This window comes from Planococcus sp. CP5-4_YE (genome assembly GCF_019042655.1).
In the GTDB taxonomy this organism is placed as follows: domain Bacteria; phylum Bacillota; class Bacilli; order Bacillales_A; family Planococcaceae; genus Planococcus.
This window is the reverse complement of sequence record NZ_JAHPZO010000009.1, coordinates 21,363-38,182: the sequence shown is the minus strand read 5'-3', so window position 1 is coordinate 38,182 and position 16,820 is coordinate 21,363. Positions and strand designations below refer to the sequence as shown.

The following is a 16,820-nucleotide window of genomic DNA, read 5'->3' as shown; positions in this document are numbered from 1 at the left end:
TTAGAGTATAGGGCCTCTTCTTCAGCATACTCAATATGAGATGTAGAAGAGCATTATGCTTTGCAGCTCAAGTTGCCCTAATCACAGGGCTTACAATTATTCAATCAAGTACGCCTATAATGAAATTAAATTCGCCGTCCAGTGAACATCAAGGCGGCGAATTTTGATGAAAAAAATAAAACCTTTCTATATTAACCGAGAGCTTTCATAAAAAAACACCGCTATCAGCGATGTCAGTTGTCAGTAGTTAGTAGTAAGTTTTCAGTGTGTCCGTTCCATGAAATTTCTACTTCTATTTCCTCATCCTCTTGTATAACTGAGCATCCTCCACAAGAGCTGTTGGCAATGCTAGCAACGTTATCGGATAACATTACGCCTGTACCTTCTGAACCTCCTGAATTAGCTTCAAGTTTGTACTCGATTGTTTCAGGGGCTTCACCCTCGCCGGTAAATTTAACAGTTCCGTCTTCTACTTGGTTCGTTCCATTCGAAACGTCTACCACATAAAATACGTCCCAGTTTTGACTGCTGCCCGAGAAGTTGTATCTATCGCCATCTACACATCCACTTAAAATGAATAGAAGCAACAAAAGCCCACTTATTTTTTTCACAAATCTTCCCCCCATCCAGTATTTGGAGTTTGTTTAATGGCGTCAATTTCCTCTTCTTCATTATTATACCTTAAAATTCAGAAAACATTTACTATTATTTAAACAATAACAAGCTCTAGGTGAGAAGATTTTTTAAGGAATTTTAGTATAAAGTCTATCAACAAAACCGCCCAGACGAATCTGGGCGGTTCTTTTAATACATTTCCAAACGCTGCAATTCCTGTCCGTTTGCATCGAGCAATTGGAGCGGGATCGGGCGTTCTTGTGGTGCGTTTTCGATAAACCACACCGCTTTTCCGGACAAACTGGTTTCTTCCAATAATTCGATTGGGAAGCGCTCGCCCAGCAATAATTGATCAGCCGGAACCTCACCGACCTGGACGTGGCGCCCATCAGACGGATCAAACAATCCGTAGACCAAGTCATCGCTGCTCATATAGCTGTCGATGCGGTCGGGATTATCGAGTGAGGGGATAGTGGCTTCGCTTCTCGTCTCGAGGCGCCAGCCGAACCAGGATTCTGTTGCCGTCACTGCCCCGAAGTGGTCATCACCGCGGATGAAGAAAAACAGCGCGTGGCCATTCAATTCGTAGACGGGCGTCAACACAAGGTCATCATCGCCATCACGGACGGCTTGTTCCGCCGTATCGACCGTATCCGAACTCCATACGAGTGCAATGATCAGCGCCGCGGCAAGCACAAGGCCCAGCAGTACAAGCATGCGTTTTTGAATTAGGTTTTGCAGGGTCATCCGCCATTTCCCCTTCCGTTTCACGATGCTTCCATTATACGGTATTTCGTCGGATAGGGTGAAATGAAAAAACAATCCAAAACGTTTCAAACGTTTTCTGGAACGGTGAAAACAGAGATGGCTCATTATGAACAACCAATGGTGGCACCATTTTACATGAAAACTGAGTAGGCGTATGCAGTGGTTTGTAGAAGCGTCCGCTCGTAAACCCTTCTGCTCAATAATGCTGCGCATTACTTTCGCAAAGATAATGTCTCCCGTAGGTCGACCTTATCTTTCCAGTGGATCAGCGAGACGACCGAGACCCCGCAAGGAGCGAAGCGACTGAGGAGGCTTGGGCGCGAGCCCACGGAAAGCGAGCGGTAAGCTTCGGAAAACCAGGTTTATCGATTACATAAAAAAACGCCCGGATGCGCCCGGGCGTTTTTCGTCAGTCTTTTTCCGTCAAGAACGTAATAACCGCAAACAATAAGAACGCGAGCAGTAAAATTGTGCCGCCGACGATAAAGAAAACCAAGATGAAGGTTTCGTTCATATTGAACGGGTTCAAATTATAGAACCACATCCCGGCAGTTAAGCCGACTGCGCCGATCATCGCGAGAAAGCCGTGGATGGTGACGAGCTTTTTGTATTTGACGGTATACAAGCGGTAGAACACGCCCCAGGCAAAAACCGAAAGCCAGCCAACGAGCAGGATGTGGGCGTGAATCGGGCGCAGCGCGTAATCCATCTGTCCCGCCATATGCGACCCGAGATAGGTCCCGATGAACCCGAAGATGGCCGAAAACTGGATCAAGCGCAAGCTCCATTTTTTCTCCAAGGTATTGTTGCGCGGTGTAACTGTGTTGTTCATGTAAATCCTCCTATAGCTTTTGGGAACAGCGACAAATATTCCGCTGGATAGCCCCTAAGTTCATATGACTGTATCATACCGCACGAATATAAACGCTATATGAACGGGGCGTGACAGATCATCGACAATTTTCTTTACGGCGTTTCGTTTTCCGCCAGTGGTTCAGTCATTTCAAGCTTGTCCGCTTGGTTCTTCAAGCCTTTAGCGAGGCGGTAGATGATCCAAGCGATGAGCAGCGCACTGATAATCATAATGATAATATTCGCAAATGCTTTTGCCTCGATATCAGCAGCAGTCGTTACGATAAACCAGTCGATCGCAAAGAATTGGTCGATCGGCACATAAATCGATAAGGCGGCGAGCGCATTATTGAGCATATGCACCAAGATTGGCAGCAACAAATTGCCGGTGCGCAAATACAGGAGCGACGCGATGATGCCGAATAAAAATGCGCCGACAAAATCGAGATGCAGCACGCCGAACAACAAACTCGAAATCAAAATGCCGCCCCACATTGAAGTTTTCGCCGCGAAGCGGGTCAAGAACACGCCGCGGAAAACGAATTCCTCGACGATCGGCGCGAGAATCACCAGCGTCAGCAGCGTGAAATATTCATAGCCGACACCACCCGGCGTTTCGATCGGCTCGAGCAATAATTCCGCAAGCCATGGAAACGCTGGCGAGATGATGGCGAGCTGCAGCCAGAACATCGTCAGCGAAAAGGCAATCGACACCAACACGATGCCAATAATGCTTGGAAGCCATGGTTTAATGCCCTTGGTGGTCAACACTTCGCTGAGCGACCAATCGGGGTTTTTGCCCCAATAATGATGGAAGAAAAAGTACGGTACTATAATATAAAAGGCAATCTGCACCGCGATTTCAGTCGTGACGGGATCCGCGCCGATGAGCACGAAAATGACCAGAGTCGCGATGACGCCGAGGATAGTGAAGAGAATCAAATAACGCGATTTCATTTCAGCAAACATAAATGGCCTCCTTTTCTTCCTTAATTATACGGAAGATGGGGCGGTTTGTTTCATAATGAACGAGATTCTTCTTAATTAAAGGAGTCAATTTCTCGCTTTCGCGCCCTTAATCCCGAAATTTTCGTATTGAAGCAAGCGTTTTCAGGGTAAGATGGTAAAAAGGGCTAAGGAGACGGAGGGGTATCAATGGGCAAAAGGAAGCTGTGGATGATCGGGATTGGCGCGGCGTTTGCGCTTGCGGCGTGTTCAGATGAGGAAGCGGAAGTGCCGGTGCCGGAAGAGGCGGAACCGGAGACGGTCGCATCGCCTGAACCGCGCGCAGAAGAATTCATGGAATTGTGGCAAGCGGGCGAATACGACACGCTGTACGAAGAATTTCTGACCGACCGGGCCAAAGAGGCATTCGGCGAAGAGACATTCATCGAGTGGCAAGTGGAACTCGAAGAGCAATTGTCGCTGTCGGAACGCGAGATCGATTGGCAGTTGGGCGAAGGGCCGTGGCTGAAAAATGAGCCGGCGGATATTCCGTTGACGGTTTCTGTCGATAGCCTCGTCGGGGAGATTGAATTCGCCAAGACCTTGAGCTTTGTCTACGAAAAGACAGAAGAAAACGAAGCGGGCGAATGGTTCGCAGAATGGGATCCTTCCTTCATTTTACCGAATCTGTCTAAAGGCGATAACGTCTTTGTGCAAATCAGCGATACCGAACGCGGCGAAATTGTCGACCGCAACGGCAATGTCATTGCCGGCAATACGGATGCCTACGAAATCGGCGTCGTGCCAGGGAATTTTGACCGCGATGATTATACGGAGCGACTCGCCGGGCTGTTGGATTTGACCGTCGAAGACATTGACGCAGAACTCGACAAGCCGTGGGTCGAACCGCATCATTACGTCCCGCTTGGAACTGTTGGGCCGGAGCGCGAAAAATTGAACCAGCTGTTCGCGATTCCCGGCACAAAGCGCACGAAAGTAAAAATGCGCGATTACCCATATGGCGAATCGATGGCGCATTTGACCGGCTATATCGCGCCGATTACCGCTGAACAACTGGAAGAGCGCAGCGGGCAAGGATACGGCCAAGGGGATATCGTCGGCCGTGAAGACTTGGAAGAAATCTTCGAAACCGAATTGCGCGGAAAACGCGGCGGCAAGATCTTGATTGAAAAGACCGCCCAAAACGAAACGATCACCGCCGTCGATAACTCCTCGGCAGCAGGTGAAACAATTGTACTCTCGATCGACGCCGATCTGCAGCGGGAAGTCTATCAGGAAATGGGCGGGGAACCGGGCACGGCCGCTGCGGTCGACCCGTATACGGGCGAGACGCATGTGCTGGTCAGTTCGCCGGCTTACGACCCGAATGATTTCATTCCTGGAATTAAGGAAAGCCGTTTCCGCGAACTCACGGATGATCCCGGCCAGCCATTCTTCAACCGGGCGGCTGCGACTTATCCGCCGTCTTATGTGATGCAACCAATCACGGCGGCCGTTGCCATGAAAGAAGGAACGCTGAATCCTGCGGAAGGCATCGAAATTGACGGAGAGACGTGGCAGAAATACCCGTCTTGGAACGATTTCCGCATCACCCGGCCGAATCTGGGTGTTAAAAATCCGATCGACTTGGAAAAAGCGCTCGTCCATTCCGATAGCATCTACTTTGCGATCCAAGCGACCAATATGCAGGACGATAGCTTCTTAGAAGGCTTAACTGAATTCGGCTTCGGCGCGGCGTTCGATTATCCGGTGCCGCTTACGGCTTCGCAGATTTCGGAAAGCGGCACGTTCGGATCGGAAGGACAGCTCGCGAGTTCCGCCTCCGGACAGAGCCAAGTGCGCGTCAACATCCTCCATGCCGCAGCTATGTACGGCAGCTTTTTAGCTGATGGCGAAATGAAAAAACCGATTCTTTTAGGAGACGCAGAGGAAGAAAACTTGAAGCAAGAGCTCCTCAGCCCAGAGCAAGCGGAATTAGTCCGCGCCGCATTTGTTAAAGCTGGCGAAGAAGATGGCCATGGCCTTGCAGGCAAGACGGCTGTCATCAAAACCGATGACGGCGATATGGGCTGGTTCGCCGGCTACGACCCGAACGTCGGCAATTTATCGGCAGCGGTCATGATGGAAGATAAGGAAGACGCGGCGGCTATCGCGGGCACATTGTTCAGCGATGACTAAACAGGGAGAGGTGGACATGAAAAGCTTTGCGACGCACGACGAACAGCTCGTGATCTTGAAAAGCCGTGGACTCATTGTAGAAGACGAAGCGGCCGCAAGACGCGTGCTGTCGCGCGACAATTATTACGCACTTATTGATGGCTACAAGGAGCCGTTCCTTGAGCGCGATGAAACCAAAAACCCGTATAGTGAAGAACTCTACGAAACAGGGACGACGTTCGGTCATATTCTCGCGCTGTACCAATTCGACCGCAAGCTGCGTTTGCTTGTGCTCGGTGAATTGTTGAAGTTCGAGCGCAGCATCAAATCCAAGCTCGCGTACCGGTTTTCTGAACGCTATCCGGAAGTCGACAGCTTCCTCGACAACGAGAACTACAGCCCGGACGACATCCATTTCCATGAGCGCGACCGTATCACGGCAACGCTCAATAATTTGATCGAAAGCCACAGGAAGCGCCACCGCGTGCGCTACCCGGAGCTCCGCGAGTTCTACGAAAAGCACAAGAACTTGCCGCTGTGGGTGCTTGTCAATTTCCTGTCGCTCGGCCAGATTACGAATTTTTATACGGTTATCGACCAAGACTTGCGCACGCGAATCGCGCAGGATTTCGCAGACGACGCGGGCGAACACGGCATCAAACTGGGCGCAGCGGAACTCGACGAAATCCTGTCGATCGCTTTCCCGTTCCGCAATAAGGCAGCGCATGAAGAAGTGCTGTATTCGTTCAGGCTCAGGGCTCCTCTTGAACTTGCTCGCCTAGAAGCGCAGCTGCATCAGGAAAAAGGCTATATCACTCGTGGGACGACGGCTTCGCTCATCAAGTTGTTAAAAGTGGTGTCGCCGCCGGATGAGTATGAAGTGTTCACGCGGGAGCTGTTGGAATTGATTCGGAGCTTGGAAGAAGCTTTGCCGGAAAGGCCGTATGTGTGGATTATGAAAGATGCGGGGTTTCGCGAATAAGAAAAGGCCTGGTCCGCGGACCAGGCCTTTTGCATATTATAGACTTTGTGATTTTTGGTAGTTGCGTATGCTGCGTTCAATCGCTGGGCGCGTAATCGAGAACACCGCACAGCCAAGGGCAACGAGTACGATCACGGCGCCGACCCAAGCAGTGCTGGTGACGGAGCCGGTTTGCGTCAAGGTGAGACCGCCGACTGCAGATCCGAGCGCGATGCCGACTTGCAGCGCCGAGTTATTGAAACTCTGCTGAATGTCGGAGGTGGCCGGATCGGTTTCGATCAAATAGCTTTGCTGCGGCGGGGCAAGTGCCCAGCTGAGCGCGGCCCAAATGACCATCACCGGCAAGAATATGACGAGCGAGAAAGTCGTGAACGGAAGAACAAACAAACTGACGGCAAACGCCGAGATGACGATCAAAATGCTTTTCTTTGAACCGATCGAATCGGACATGGTGCCACCGATTGCACCACCGCTCACTGCTGCGATGCCGAAAATCAAATAACAAGCGCTGACCCAGAACGGGCTAAGCTGCATCGTCGTTTCCAAAAACGGCGTGAAGTACGCATAAACGGTGTAATGCCCGGCGAGCATGAATAGCGTCGCGAGGTGGGCAGTGCCGATTTTGGCACTCGCGACCGCTTTTAATTGCTGCTTGAGCGGAATCGCCGTGCCTCCAGGAATCGGCTGGATGTAAAGAGCGATCAAAGCCATCGAACCGAGTGATAGGGCGGCGATGGCGAGGAAAATGACACGCCAGCCGAACGCATCAGCGATCAAGATGCCAAGCGGAACGCCGAGCACGAGCGACGAGCTGATCCCCATAAAGATCAGGCCAATCGCTTTCGCGCGGTAAGGCGGCTCGACGATTTTTGCGGCAATCGTGAGAGACAACACGACGATGAGCGCCGTACTCGCTGCGGTAATGACGCGCGCGATGACCATCCATGTAAAGTCTGGGCTGAAGAAAGTCATGATATTCCCGAGGAAAAAGATGAACATGGAAATCAAATAGACTTTCTTGCGCTCAAAGCGACTGGTCGCAATTAGCAACACCGGTCCGGCGATTGCGTAAATCAAGGCGAATAAGGTGATCAACTGGCCGGCAGCGCTCACCGACACATCAAACTCTTCGGCAATGGTCGGCAAAATGCCGCCGACGATCAGTTCGACAAGGCCGACAGCCACCGTGGCCAAGGCTAAAATATAAACTTTCAAATTCATAACATACGCTTCCTTTCTCATTAAAAAATTCCATACAGTCAACTGATTCTTTTCAGAAAATAAAAAAATCCTGATTACAGAAAACGAAAAGATCGCTTTCTGTAATCAGGATTTTTCGGTTCCTGGTAGAGACCCTTAAGCCGTATTCTTAAGGTTATACAGATAGATTATGGGGGTTATTCACTTTGAACAGCTTACTACATAGACAAACTTTATGCAAGAGAATATACAATAGACGTCAGACCTCTAATGAAATTGAAACTTTTTACAAATAGCGGCGTAAAACAATATAAGAACGATAATCAATGGCACTAACGCAAGAAAATGGAACAATGAAAAGCATCAATATTACGCATTTTCTCATGAAAGATGAACAAGAGAATAAAACGAAAGAAGCAATCGATGTTGCGACTAGGAGGACATCGATAGTAAAGTAAGTGGCGGCATCAGGAGTCTAATAATTTCAGGACGGGGAGAATCGACATGAACTTCATCATTATCTTTTCATTAATTATCATGCTTGTAGGCATCTATCTAGTAACACTTGGCATCTGGGAATTACGGCTGGGGAATGACAGAAGCAAGTATATGCTGTATACATTTTCGGGCTTGTTTTTGATTTTCATTGTGCCTACGTTATTTACTGGAGGAGCTTTCTTTTTCTTTTAAGTCATTTGTAATATTTTGCCTTCCACTAGTCACAGAAACCGAAAGCCTGTATCGTAGATGATAACAAATCTACGGTACCGGCTTTTTTCATTTCAACAGGGATAGGGGAATACAGATGAACATACTCGTAGTCGAAGACGACCGGACGATCGCTTCCGGCCTGACATATTCGCTCGAACAAGAAGGCTTCACCACGGTGTTATGCCATAGCGCAAAAGACGCCACCGCAGCGATCGAACAGCAGCTCTCCGCAATCGATCTCTGCCTCTTCGATCTGTCTTTGCCCGACGGCAGCGGTTATGACTTATGCGCGCTCGTCAAAAAGAAACGCGACATTCCGGTCATTTTCCTGACGGCGTTCGACGATGAAGTGAATGTCGTCATGGGGCTCGATATGGGCGCGGACGATTACATCACCAAACCGTTCCGCGTGCGTGAACTGTTGTCGCGCATCAATTCCGTGCTGCGTCGCTACCAGCGTCATGCGCAGCCGAAAACGGTCGTCGAACTCGGCGACGTGCAGATCAACACCTCAGAAGGCAAAGTCCATAAAGCGGGCAATGAAGTTCTCCTCACCGCACTCGAATACCGCTTGCTGCTCATTTTCGCGAATCATCTCGGCCAAGTGCTGACGAGAGCACAATTGCTCGACCGCATCTGGGACGTCGGCGGCGATTTCGTCAACGACAACACGCTGACGGTCTACATCAAACGACTGCGCGAGAAACTCGAAGACGATCCTCAACAACCGACGCTCATCAAAACCGTCCGCGGCATGGGCTATAAGGCGGGTGAGTAAGGATGCTGCGCAACCGCGAAATCCGCTGGCTATTCGCCGCGCTCATCACCATCAGCGCACTTGGTACGATTCTCTCAGCTATCTTTGTTTCCTATACAGCCGCGTGGTTCGTGCTCGGTGTCTCGCTATTGCTGAGCGCAACAGCACTCGCTTTCACCTGGTGGCGCTACCGGGAAATCGAGCGCTTATCGGGTTTCCTGCAGCAAATCAGCAGCGGCGATTTTCAGCTCGATGTGCGCGACAACCGCGAAGGCGAGCTGAGCCTCTTGAAAACGCAAATCTACAAAGTGACGAAAATGCTGTCGGAACACGGTGCTCTTCTGACTGAAGACAAAGGCAAGCTGACAAATGCCATTTCGGATATTTCCCATCAATTAAAAACGCCGCTTACCTCGATGATGGTCATGGCGGATCTGTTACGCGACAGCGAGTTGGATGACGCGAAACGCATCGAATTCATCCGTAATCTCCATGTCCAACTCGAGCGTATGGACTGGCTCGTATCGTCGCTACTCAAACTATCGAAAATCGATGCCGGCACGATTCATTTCAAAAAAGACCGCATCCCGGTATCCAAGCTCATCGAAAAAGCGGTCGAACCACTGCTCATCCCAATGGACATTAAAATGCAGGAACTCCACATCGAAGGCGATCGGGACGCAGCGTTTACAGGCGACCTCAACTGGACGACAGAAGCACTCATCAATATTTTGAAGAACTGTGTGGAACATACCGGGGAAGGCGGCAAGCTCAGCATCCACTACAGCGAAAACGCGCTCTACACTGACATCCGGATCGAAGACAACGGCAGCGGCATTTCCAGAAAAGATTTGCCCTATATCTTCAAGCGCTTCTACAAAGGCGAAAACGCCGGCGACGACTCGGTCGGCATCGGCCTCGCCATGGCCTATAGCATCATCACCAGCCAAAGCGGCGATATCGAAGTCGCCAGCACACCAAACGAAGGCACCCGCTTCCATATCAAATTCTACAAGCAGGTGATCTAGCGCCTGCTTTTTTCTATGGAATGAAAAAACAGAAACTCCGCATCCGTGGAATTTCTGCTCAACTTTTTCATTTAAAATTGACGGTCATCCGGACGTGCTATTAAACCACCAGACGACCAGTGCCAAACTGACAACGCCCCAAGCAGTAACGCTCCATACCCACCAAATCATGTGTTTGGTATCTCTTGAAGCTGACTCGCTGTCCGGGTTTGCTTTAACATGCGCGAGCTTCGTCTCCATTCGTTTTTTCATCAAAAGGAATACAAGCAACCCGATAAGGATGAAACCGATCATGAACCACAATAAGAAATCCACGTTTTACCCCTCCTCTATTTTGGTGATTTGTTTCACTCTAAACCTGTGCAAACAAATTGAGCCGAATAGGAGTATTGATAATTAAATTGTAACATGAAATCAATATCTGGAAATTCCCTTCCACTTCAAGTGAACTAGAACAGACCTTTACCTAATTTTCCTTAAGTGACTCGATTGTCACCTAAGAGTCACCGGGCAGTCATGAACCCGCTCTATACTAATGTTATGTAAGACGATCTGGTGTTGGTGAAAGAACATCTTATCTAATTTAAGTGAATTTATTTTACACATAACTTAGTTGCACGGCGGATTCAAAGAGAGTAGTGGAGCTGTATAGAATCACCTCAGGCATATAGAGATATGGAGCAAAACGGCGCAGACTCCTTGGGGAGCAGAAACGGAGGTGGCTTTCCAACTCCGTTTCGACGAAGTGCTGAAATCCATTCGGGCGCTAGTCCGAATTAGTTCAGCGCAAGCCCCCAGGAAAGCAAGTCGTTTTGCGGAATATCGTTTGCAATGAAATCACCAAAATATGTTCAATTTATTCATAAACAGTAATCAAACGGAGGGTACACTCATGACAATCATGGAAGTGAAAAACTTATCAAAAGTATACGGCAAGGATGAAATGGCGGTCAAAGCACTCGACGACGTGTCGTTCACCGTCAACAAAGGCGAATTCATCTGCATCATCGGGCCATCGGGTTCCGGCAAATCGACTTTGCTCCACCTGCTCGGCGGCGTCGACCGCCCGACCAGCGGCAACGTGTCGATCGATGGCACGGATATCTACAAGCTCGACGAAACGCAGCTGGCGATTTTCCGCCGCCGCCAAATCGGGTTGATTTATCAATTCTACAACTTGATCCCGATCTTGACGGTCGAGGAAAACATCACCTTACCAATGCTGCTCGACGAACAACGCGTCGACAAACACCAATTCAGCAAAATCACCGGAACGCTCGGTCTCGATAAACGGCTCGACCATTTACCGAACCAATTATCCGGCGGCCAGCAGCAGCGCGTCTCGATCGGCCGTGCGCTCGTCAGCAACCCGGCGATTATGCTCGCGGATGAGCCGACCGGGAACCTCGACAGCAAAAACAGCGAGGAAATCATGGAGCTTCTCAAAATGTTCAACAAAACCTTCAAGCAGACTTTGATTGTCATCACGCACGATGAACGCATCGCCTTGCAAGCGGACCGCGTCATTTCGATTGAAGACGGCAAAATCGCCAAAGACGAGGTCATCCGCTCATGAACATCGTCAATAAAGTCACCGTCCGCCACTTGAAGGAAAACAAACGGCGCTCGCTTGTCACCATTATCGGCGCGATCATTTCCGTCGCCATGATCACTGCGGTCGCAACGCTCGGCGTGTCATTTCTCGACTTGTTGATTCGGGAAGACATCGAACAAAACGGCGAATGGCATGTCCAGTATCAAGAAGCGACTGTCGAGCAGCTCCAAGCCATCGAGCAAGACGGCAATACCGAACAGCTCATCGTCACGAGCGACGGCTTTGCCGATTTTGAGAGCGCCAAAACCGATTCCAAGCGCTATCTCTATTTTCGCAATTTCGAAGCACAGGGAATGGAACATTTCCCGCTTGCGCTCACAGAAGGGCGCTTGCCTGAAAACGCCAATGAAGTCGTCATCTCGGAAACTTTAAACAATAGCTCCGAAGAGACCTATCAAGTCGGTGATACTTTGACTGCCGGCATCGGCGAACGCATGCACAGCTTGGAAAACCGCAAGCTCTCAGAGTTCGACGCCGTGCAGTTTGGGGAAGGCGACACGATCAACGAAGAACTGGTCGACGTAGAAGAGCAGACCTTCGACATCGTCGGCATCATCGAGCGGCCGGGCTGGGAAGTATCCTGGCTGCCGATGGTCAGCGTTGTCGGATTTACCGATACTGCCACTGCGGCAGCGGATGAGACCTTCGACGGCTATGTCGTCGCCTCGGAAATTAACACCGCTTTATTCGATGACGCCAAGGCGTTTGCCAACGAACAAGGCATCCTATCGGTCGATTTCAATTCAGATCTCCTGCGCTTATACGGCGCCACGCAAAACGATAATTTGCGGACGACTTTGTTCTCACTCGCCGGTATTATCATGGGGATCGTGGTCATCGGCTCGGTCGCACTCATCTACAACGCATTCGCCATCAGCGTCTCCGAACGCGCACGTCATCTCGGTATGCTCGCAAGTGTCGGGGCAACGAAACGGCAGAAACGCAACTCGGTGTTTTTCGAAGGGGCCATTATCGGCGCCATCAGCATCCCGCTCGGCATTCTCGCAGGGCTCGGTGGCATTTGGGTGACGTTCCAATTCATCAACACTTTCTTGCAAGGTGCGCTTAATGTTGATCAGCAGCTGGAAGTCGTCGTCACGCCGATGATGCTCGTCGTGGCAGTCGGCGTCTCGGCACTGACGATTTTAATTTCGACTTACGTCCCAGCGCAAAAAGCGTCGAAGATTTCCGCGATCGACGCCATCCGCCAAACGCAAGACATTAAACTGACGGGTAAAGCCGTGAAAACTTCAAAATGGGTGCGCAAGCTGTTCGGCCTGGAAGCGGAAATCGGCTTGAAGAACTTGAAGCGCAACCGCAAGCGCTATTTGGCCACAGTCTTTTCACTGGTCATTTCAATTGTCTTGTTCCTGTCGGTAACGTATTTCACCAATAACTTAAAAACCTCACTGGCCATGACGCAAAGCGATCTGCAATACGATATTCAATTGCACGGCGGCGAGATGGATACGGAGAGCCTCGAACAATACGCGGGTCTTCCTGAAGTAACCGAAGCGAGCTTCATTCGTCAGGCAGGAGGGGAAGCGCTAATCGCTCAAGACCAGTTGCCAGACGTTTTGCTCGAGCAGATCGAACGCGGTGAAGCCATGATTGAAGATGGTAAAGTTCAGTATTTTATCTCGGTGTATGCGATGGATAGTGAAAACTTCGAACAATACGCGGAACAAGTCGGCGTGGATGCGTCGAGCTTTGGCCAGGAAACGCCGCGTGCCATCGTCATTGATGAAGTGGTCTACCAAGACGGCATGTCCGGCACCATCAATGAATCGAAGACCATCAATGCAGAAGTCGGCGAGACAATAGAACTTCTTGGTAGCTCCATTAATGAAATGGGCGAGGAAATAGAACCGGAAGTGCTCGCCAATGTCGAAATCGCAGCATTGACGGATCAAGTACCCACTGGAGTCTCTACCTCTTATCCTGGCAGTGTCGACTTAATCGTCCCGATGGATGCACTCGATGAACTCGGCTTCATCGCTGAAGATACGTATCCTGTCATCTCACTCGCGACGAGTGACCCGATGAAGACAGAAGCGGAGATTTTGGAAATCAATGAAGCGGACGTCGGCATCTCCAACGTCTTCCAAAGGCGCCAGCAAGAAGAACAACTCGTCTTGCTCATGCAAGTGTTCACGTACGGCTTCATCACGCTAATCTCGCTCATTTCCATCGCGAACATTTTCAACACCATCTCGACAAGCATCCAATTGCGCAAACGGGAATTCGCCATGCTGCGATCAGTCGGCATGACCCCGAAAGGCTTTAATAAAATGATCCGTTATGAAAGCCTGTTCTACGGCGTCAAAGCCCTCGCATATGGATTGCCGATCAGTTTCGCCACGATGCTCGCGATGCATTTCGCACTCAACCAGACCTTCAGTTACGGGTTTGCGGTCCCTTGGGGCAGTGTCGCCTTTGTCATCGTCGTGATCTTCTTGATTGTCGGTGCGGCAATGCTTTACTCGATTGCCAAAATCAAGAATGACAATATTATTGAAAGCTTGAAACAGGAAAATGCATAAGGAAAACGCGCTCTGCCGGTTGGCGGAGCGCGTTTTTTGTATAGAACATCAAATTCTGCGAACGGCGTCTTTCTTGCGGAAAACCCCCATCAGCAATAACACCAAGCCGATGATAAACGTGCTGGGGTACAGGATGGCCAGCATCGCCACGGCAGCCCAACCACTTCGCTCGTAATGGGCATAGCCCATACTGACGAGCCAAGAGAACAACGGGCAAATGACAAACATTGTCGTAATGCCCCAAATGACGTATTTGCCTTTGCGCGAATAGCCTTTACCGAACTGATAGGCGAGAAGCAGCGAGACGAGTAAGATGCCACTGGCTGCAAAATATTCCATATCGAATAGCCTCCTTCTGATGGATGCCAATCTAGGGTGAGTTTCTGTTTAGTTGGTTCTATTTTAACACAAATTCCCAATTATTGAAGTTCTGCTTGAAGATCAGTTAGCTATCACATCAGAAAAGTTTCCAGGTATTCCCTAAGGGTAATAGGGGAGTAGAGCTAGGAGGAGAAAAAATGAACAACCGATGGAAAAATGCGTTATTGGTGATACCCATTTATGGCGTAGTCGCCTTTATTATGGGTTACATCATAGAAGGAAAACCTGTTTGGAATCTGGTGATCAGTTCCGTCATTGCTGGGTTTCTTCTTTCTGTATTTATTTGGCCTCGCATGGAGAAGAATCGGCTAGCAAAAGAAAAGAAGAGACAAAACAGCTTGGAGGATAACTGAAATGATTAACCTTATAGTAAAAGCCATTACATGGGCAGTGGCATATGCCGCCGTAGCGTTTACGGTGAGTTACATATTTGGAGGCGAGCCGGATTGGTTCTTTGTTGTCGGCTCATTAATTGCCGGATTCATTCTATTCGGTGTGCTGCGGCCCATCGTCCAGAATAAGCGCCGCAAGAAACAGCGACGAATAGGAGAGCATATATGAGCTGGCCAAAACTTAAAGAACATCTGACAGAGCCGATTATTTCGAAGCAGAAAGATCCTTTGCTTATTTTCCCTTTGGCGGTTCTCGCCGCCTGGATTGGGACAGCAGTCTATCGAAGAAGTGGCATTTCCTACTTTGAGTACCTGCTGTGGATGGTTCCAGTCGCCATCATCGCTTTCGCTTTGTACTTTTTGTTAATTGTCTGGCTGAAGAAGCGAAGGGCGAAAAACAAAAAATGAGCTATCCCAAAAAGTGTCGATAGCCAACAGGAGCGTATAGAGCTAGGAGGAAGTGCATGAATAAACGAGTGAAGAACACACTAATCGGCACATTAATGTATGGCGTCATCGCTTATATCGTCACCTATATTTTAGACGGGCAGCCGGTATGGAACTTGGTGATCGGAATGGCGCTTGCTGGATTTCTATCCTATGGCTTTATTTTGCCGTATATGGAGAAGAAACGAGTGGAGAAAAATAACAAGCGGACGGGGGAAACCTAAATGACGAACCGTGCAGTAAAAGCCATTTCATGGGCAGTGGCATACGGCGCTATCGCGTTTTTTGTCAGCTACCTACTCGGTGGCGAACCGGGCTGGATCTTCTTTATCGGCTCTTTGATTGCCGGATTCATCGTGTATGATGTGCTGGGGCCTGACGCTCAGAACAAACGCCGCAAGAAACAACAGCAAGCAGGTGAGATATGAACTGGCCAGAAATCAAAGAACATCTGACAGAGCCGATTTTTTCGAAGAAGAAAGACCCAATACTCTTTTTCCCCTTAGTATTTCTCGTCACTTGGCTCGGGACAGTCGTTTACCAAAGAAGTGGCATTTCCTATGTTGAATACATATTGTGGCTGATCCCGATCGCGCTCGTCTTTTCTGCCTTGTACATTTTGTTGATTGTCTGGTTGAAAAAGAAACGGGCGAAACGCACCAATGAATCATAAAGAAAGCGCGTGTCTTCTAAGAGACTCGCGCTTTCTTTATGGTTTCATTCTTCAATCACTTGGTTCTCTTTGTCGTAAAAAGTAAAGGCGGCCGGCGCTGACGAGTGAATGGCGTCTGGTAGCTTCGCGTACTCAATGAGGTAGGGGTCACTAGCTGTCGAAAAACTGTATTCCAATTGAGCGGCTCCTAGAGTTTTCAGGGTAACTTGAGCGATTCGCAAGGAATCATTTGTGCCAACCAACACACCGTAAGTTCCATCACTTGTCGGGATGTCCAGATACGTGAAGCCAGGAACAGTCCCAATCACATTTATACGCAAGCGTTTGAGCCAGTCGAATTCATAATGCGCATACATTGTCGTCCCGTCACTCGCTTCCAATAAGGCGATCCAGCTTTCAGAAGCATCTATTTTCTTGATTTCTTTCAGTGAAAAGCGCTTGTCGTCTGAGTTGCTGCGGTAAAGTTCATCAAATGCTGCTTGCGCGTGTTCCTCTAAATTGGCATGAAGATTGTTGGCGTTGGCTGAAATGCTCAGCCCGTAGAATAAAATCGAAACGAGTATTAAAGATGCAAGAAACCACACAATTTTTCTGTTCAATCCAATGCCTCCTTCACCAGTCAGTTGCGTCTAGTTATTCCATTCATCATACATCAAAGTAGGCGAAATAGAATATATCCTTAAAACAATTCAGCGGACCAGCCGCCTTCTGAATGAGCGTTAGCCAGTCAATA

At 49.3% G+C, this 16,820-nt stretch carries 20 protein-coding genes and 1 riboswitch; of the genes, 12 read left to right on the top strand and 8 right to left on the bottom strand.

All coding sequences use genetic code 11. The features are described from left to right. Positions 1-233: 233 nt before the first annotated feature. The 4 genes from KTG14_RS11395 to KTG14_RS11380 form a co-directional block, all read right to left on the bottom strand. Positions 234-611, bottom strand: coding sequence for a hypothetical protein (locus KTG14_RS11395; protein WP_216971062.1), 378 nt, complete (start codon positions 609-611; stop codon positions 234-236). Between the two features lie 193 nt (positions 612-804). Next, entirely contained in the window at positions 805-1,362 is a 558-nt protein-coding gene (locus KTG14_RS11390) for a hypothetical protein (protein WP_216971061.1), read from the bottom strand. Positions 1,363-1,792: 430 nt separating this feature from the next. Beyond that, a complete protein-coding gene (locus tag KTG14_RS11385) occupies positions 1,793-2,182 on the bottom strand; it encodes a hypothetical protein (protein ID WP_216971131.1) in 390 nt (129 codons plus the stop codon). Between the two features lie 167 nt (positions 2,183-2,349). After that, positions 2,350-3,204: a CPBP family intramembrane glutamic endopeptidase gene (locus tag KTG14_RS11380; RefSeq protein WP_216971060.1), complete on the bottom strand. Its 855-nt coding sequence runs from the start codon at positions 3,202-3,204 to the stop codon at positions 2,350-2,352. A 186-nt stretch (positions 3,205-3,390) separates the two neighbouring features. Between KTG14_RS11380 and KTG14_RS11375 the strand changes: the two genes are divergently transcribed. Both KTG14_RS11375 and KTG14_RS11370 read left to right on the top strand, forming a co-directional pair. Continuing rightward, positions 3,391-5,379: a penicillin-binding transpeptidase domain-containing protein gene (locus KTG14_RS11375; RefSeq protein ID WP_216971059.1), complete on the top strand. Its 1,989-nt coding sequence runs from the start codon at positions 3,391-3,393 to the stop codon at positions 5,377-5,379. A 16-nt stretch (positions 5,380-5,395) separates the two neighbouring features. Beyond that, positions 5,396-6,340: an Abi family protein gene (locus tag KTG14_RS11370; RefSeq protein WP_216971058.1), complete on the top strand. Its 945-nt coding sequence runs from the start codon at positions 5,396-5,398 to the stop codon at positions 6,338-6,340. Positions 6,341-6,376: 36 nt separating this feature from the next. Here KTG14_RS11370 and KTG14_RS11365 read toward each other — a convergent pair whose 3' ends face one another. Further along, positions 6,377-7,561: an MFS transporter gene (locus KTG14_RS11365; RefSeq protein WP_216971057.1), complete on the bottom strand. Its 1,185-nt coding sequence runs from the start codon at positions 7,559-7,561 to the stop codon at positions 6,377-6,379. Positions 7,562-7,643: 82 nt separating this feature from the next. After that, a riboswitch (purine riboswitch) is annotated at positions 7,644-7,743 on the bottom strand. A 602-nt stretch (positions 7,744-8,345) separates the two neighbouring features. Between KTG14_RS11365 and KTG14_RS11360 the strand changes: the two genes are divergently transcribed. Then, positions 8,346-9,029 carry a response regulator transcription factor gene (locus KTG14_RS11360; RefSeq protein ID WP_216971056.1) on the top strand — a complete coding sequence of 228 codons (684 nt, stop codon included), beginning with the start codon at positions 8,346-8,348 and terminating at the stop codon, positions 9,027-9,029. Positions 9,030-9,031: 2 nt separating this feature from the next. After that, positions 9,032-10,036: a sensor histidine kinase gene (locus tag KTG14_RS11355; protein WP_216971055.1), complete on the top strand. Its 1,005-nt coding sequence runs from the start codon at positions 9,032-9,034 to the stop codon at positions 10,034-10,036. An 84-nt stretch (positions 10,037-10,120) separates the two neighbouring features. Here the strand turns inward: KTG14_RS11355 and KTG14_RS11350 are convergent, their stop codons facing one another. After that, positions 10,121-10,351: a hypothetical protein gene (locus KTG14_RS11350; RefSeq protein WP_216971054.1), complete on the bottom strand. Its 231-nt coding sequence runs from the start codon at positions 10,349-10,351 to the stop codon at positions 10,121-10,123. Positions 10,352-10,928: 577 nt separating this feature from the next. Here KTG14_RS11350 and KTG14_RS11345 point away from each other — a divergent pair. Next, positions 10,929-11,612, top strand: coding sequence for an ABC transporter ATP-binding protein (locus tag KTG14_RS11345; RefSeq protein ID WP_216971053.1), 684 nt, complete (start codon positions 10,929-10,931; stop codon positions 11,610-11,612). Next, positions 11,609-14,194 (top strand): ABC transporter permease, encoded by a 2,586-nt coding sequence (locus KTG14_RS11340; protein ID WP_216971052.1) that lies wholly within the window; start codon positions 11,609-11,611, stop codon positions 14,192-14,194. Before KTG14_RS11345 ends, KTG14_RS11340 begins: the two co-directional genes overlap by 4 nt. A 48-nt stretch (positions 14,195-14,242) precedes the next feature. Here KTG14_RS11340 and KTG14_RS11335 read toward each other — a convergent pair whose 3' ends face one another. Next, positions 14,243-14,533, bottom strand: coding sequence for a hypothetical protein (locus tag KTG14_RS11335; RefSeq protein WP_216971051.1), 291 nt, complete (start codon positions 14,531-14,533; stop codon positions 14,243-14,245). Positions 14,534-14,712: 179 nt separating this feature from the next. On the opposite strand from KTG14_RS11335, the gene KTG14_RS11330 reads away from it, so the two are divergent. From KTG14_RS11330 to KTG14_RS11305, 6 genes are read left to right on the top strand one after another with little or no spacing between them, the layout of a single operon-like run. Next, positions 14,713-14,928: a hypothetical protein gene (locus tag KTG14_RS11330; RefSeq protein ID WP_216971050.1), complete on the top strand. Its 216-nt coding sequence runs from the start codon at positions 14,713-14,715 to the stop codon at positions 14,926-14,928. Between the two features lies 1 nt (position 14,929). After that, positions 14,930-15,136, top strand: a complete 207-nt coding sequence (locus tag KTG14_RS11325; protein ID WP_216971049.1) for a DUF2061 domain-containing protein — start codon at positions 14,930-14,932, stop codon at positions 15,134-15,136. Continuing rightward, complete coding sequence (locus tag KTG14_RS11320) at positions 15,133-15,375, top strand: hypothetical protein (RefSeq protein WP_216971048.1); 243 nt, start codon at positions 15,133-15,135, stop codon at positions 15,373-15,375. Before KTG14_RS11325 ends, KTG14_RS11320 begins: the two co-directional genes overlap by 4 nt. 56 nt (positions 15,376-15,431) lie before the next feature. Then, positions 15,432-15,638: a hypothetical protein gene (locus tag KTG14_RS11315; RefSeq protein ID WP_216971047.1), complete on the top strand. Its 207-nt coding sequence runs from the start codon at positions 15,432-15,434 to the stop codon at positions 15,636-15,638. Next, complete coding sequence (locus KTG14_RS11310) at positions 15,639-15,842, top strand: DUF2061 domain-containing protein (protein WP_216971046.1); 204 nt, start codon at positions 15,639-15,641, stop codon at positions 15,840-15,842. Next, positions 15,839-16,087 carry a hypothetical protein gene (locus KTG14_RS11305; protein WP_216971045.1) on the top strand — a complete coding sequence of 83 codons (249 nt, stop codon included), beginning with the start codon at positions 15,839-15,841 and terminating at the stop codon, positions 16,085-16,087. The genes KTG14_RS11310 and KTG14_RS11305 overlap by 4 nt, the downstream gene beginning before the upstream one ends. Positions 16,088-16,131: 44 nt before the next feature. Here the strand turns inward: KTG14_RS11305 and KTG14_RS11300 are convergent, their stop codons facing one another. Continuing rightward, positions 16,132-16,686 (bottom strand): hypothetical protein, encoded by a 555-nt coding sequence (locus KTG14_RS11300; protein WP_216971044.1) that lies wholly within the window; start codon positions 16,684-16,686, stop codon positions 16,132-16,134. Positions 16,687-16,820: the final 134 nt, after the last annotated feature.

What these genes read in the sequence shown, in the direction of transcription:
- KTG14_RS11390 (WP_216971061.1), bottom strand. Translation starts at nt 1,362, where the DNA reads ATGACCCTGCAAAACCTAATTCAAAAACGCATGCTTGTACTGCTGGGC.
- KTG14_RS11380 (WP_216971060.1), bottom strand. Translation starts at nt 3,204, where the DNA reads ATGTTTGCTGAAATGAAATCGCGTTATTTGATTCTCTTCACTATCCTC.
- KTG14_RS11375 (WP_216971059.1), top strand. Translation starts at nt 3,391, where the DNA reads ATGGGCAAAAGGAAGCTGTGGATGATCGGGATTGGCGCGGCGTTTGCG.
- KTG14_RS11370 (WP_216971058.1), top strand. Translation starts at nt 5,396, where the DNA reads ATGAAAAGCTTTGCGACGCACGACGAACAGCTCGTGATCTTGAAAAGC.
- KTG14_RS11365 (WP_216971057.1), bottom strand. Translation starts at nt 7,561, where the DNA reads ATGAATTTGAAAGTTTATATTTTAGCCTTGGCCACGGTGGCTGTCGGC.
- KTG14_RS11360 (WP_216971056.1), top strand. Translation starts at nt 8,346, where the DNA reads ATGAACATACTCGTAGTCGAAGACGACCGGACGATCGCTTCCGGCCTG.
- KTG14_RS11355 (WP_216971055.1), top strand. Translation starts at nt 9,032, where the DNA reads ATGCTGCGCAACCGCGAAATCCGCTGGCTATTCGCCGCGCTCATCACC.
- KTG14_RS11345 (WP_216971053.1), top strand. Translation starts at nt 10,929, where the DNA reads ATGACAATCATGGAAGTGAAAAACTTATCAAAAGTATACGGCAAGGAT.
- KTG14_RS11340 (WP_216971052.1), top strand. Translation starts at nt 11,609, where the DNA reads ATGAACATCGTCAATAAAGTCACCGTCCGCCACTTGAAGGAAAACAAA.
- KTG14_RS11335 (WP_216971051.1), bottom strand. Translation starts at nt 14,533, where the DNA reads ATGGAATATTTTGCAGCCAGTGGCATCTTACTCGTCTCGCTGCTTCTC.
- KTG14_RS11330 (WP_216971050.1), top strand. Translation starts at nt 14,713, where the DNA reads ATGAACAACCGATGGAAAAATGCGTTATTGGTGATACCCATTTATGGC.
- KTG14_RS11325 (WP_216971049.1), top strand. Translation starts at nt 14,930, where the DNA reads ATGATTAACCTTATAGTAAAAGCCATTACATGGGCAGTGGCATATGCC.
- KTG14_RS11320 (WP_216971048.1), top strand. Translation starts at nt 15,133, where the DNA reads ATGAGCTGGCCAAAACTTAAAGAACATCTGACAGAGCCGATTATTTCG.
- KTG14_RS11315 (WP_216971047.1), top strand. Translation starts at nt 15,432, where the DNA reads ATGAATAAACGAGTGAAGAACACACTAATCGGCACATTAATGTATGGC.
- KTG14_RS11310 (WP_216971046.1), top strand. Translation starts at nt 15,639, where the DNA reads ATGACGAACCGTGCAGTAAAAGCCATTTCATGGGCAGTGGCATACGGC.
- KTG14_RS11305 (WP_216971045.1), top strand. Translation starts at nt 15,839, where the DNA reads ATGAACTGGCCAGAAATCAAAGAACATCTGACAGAGCCGATTTTTTCG.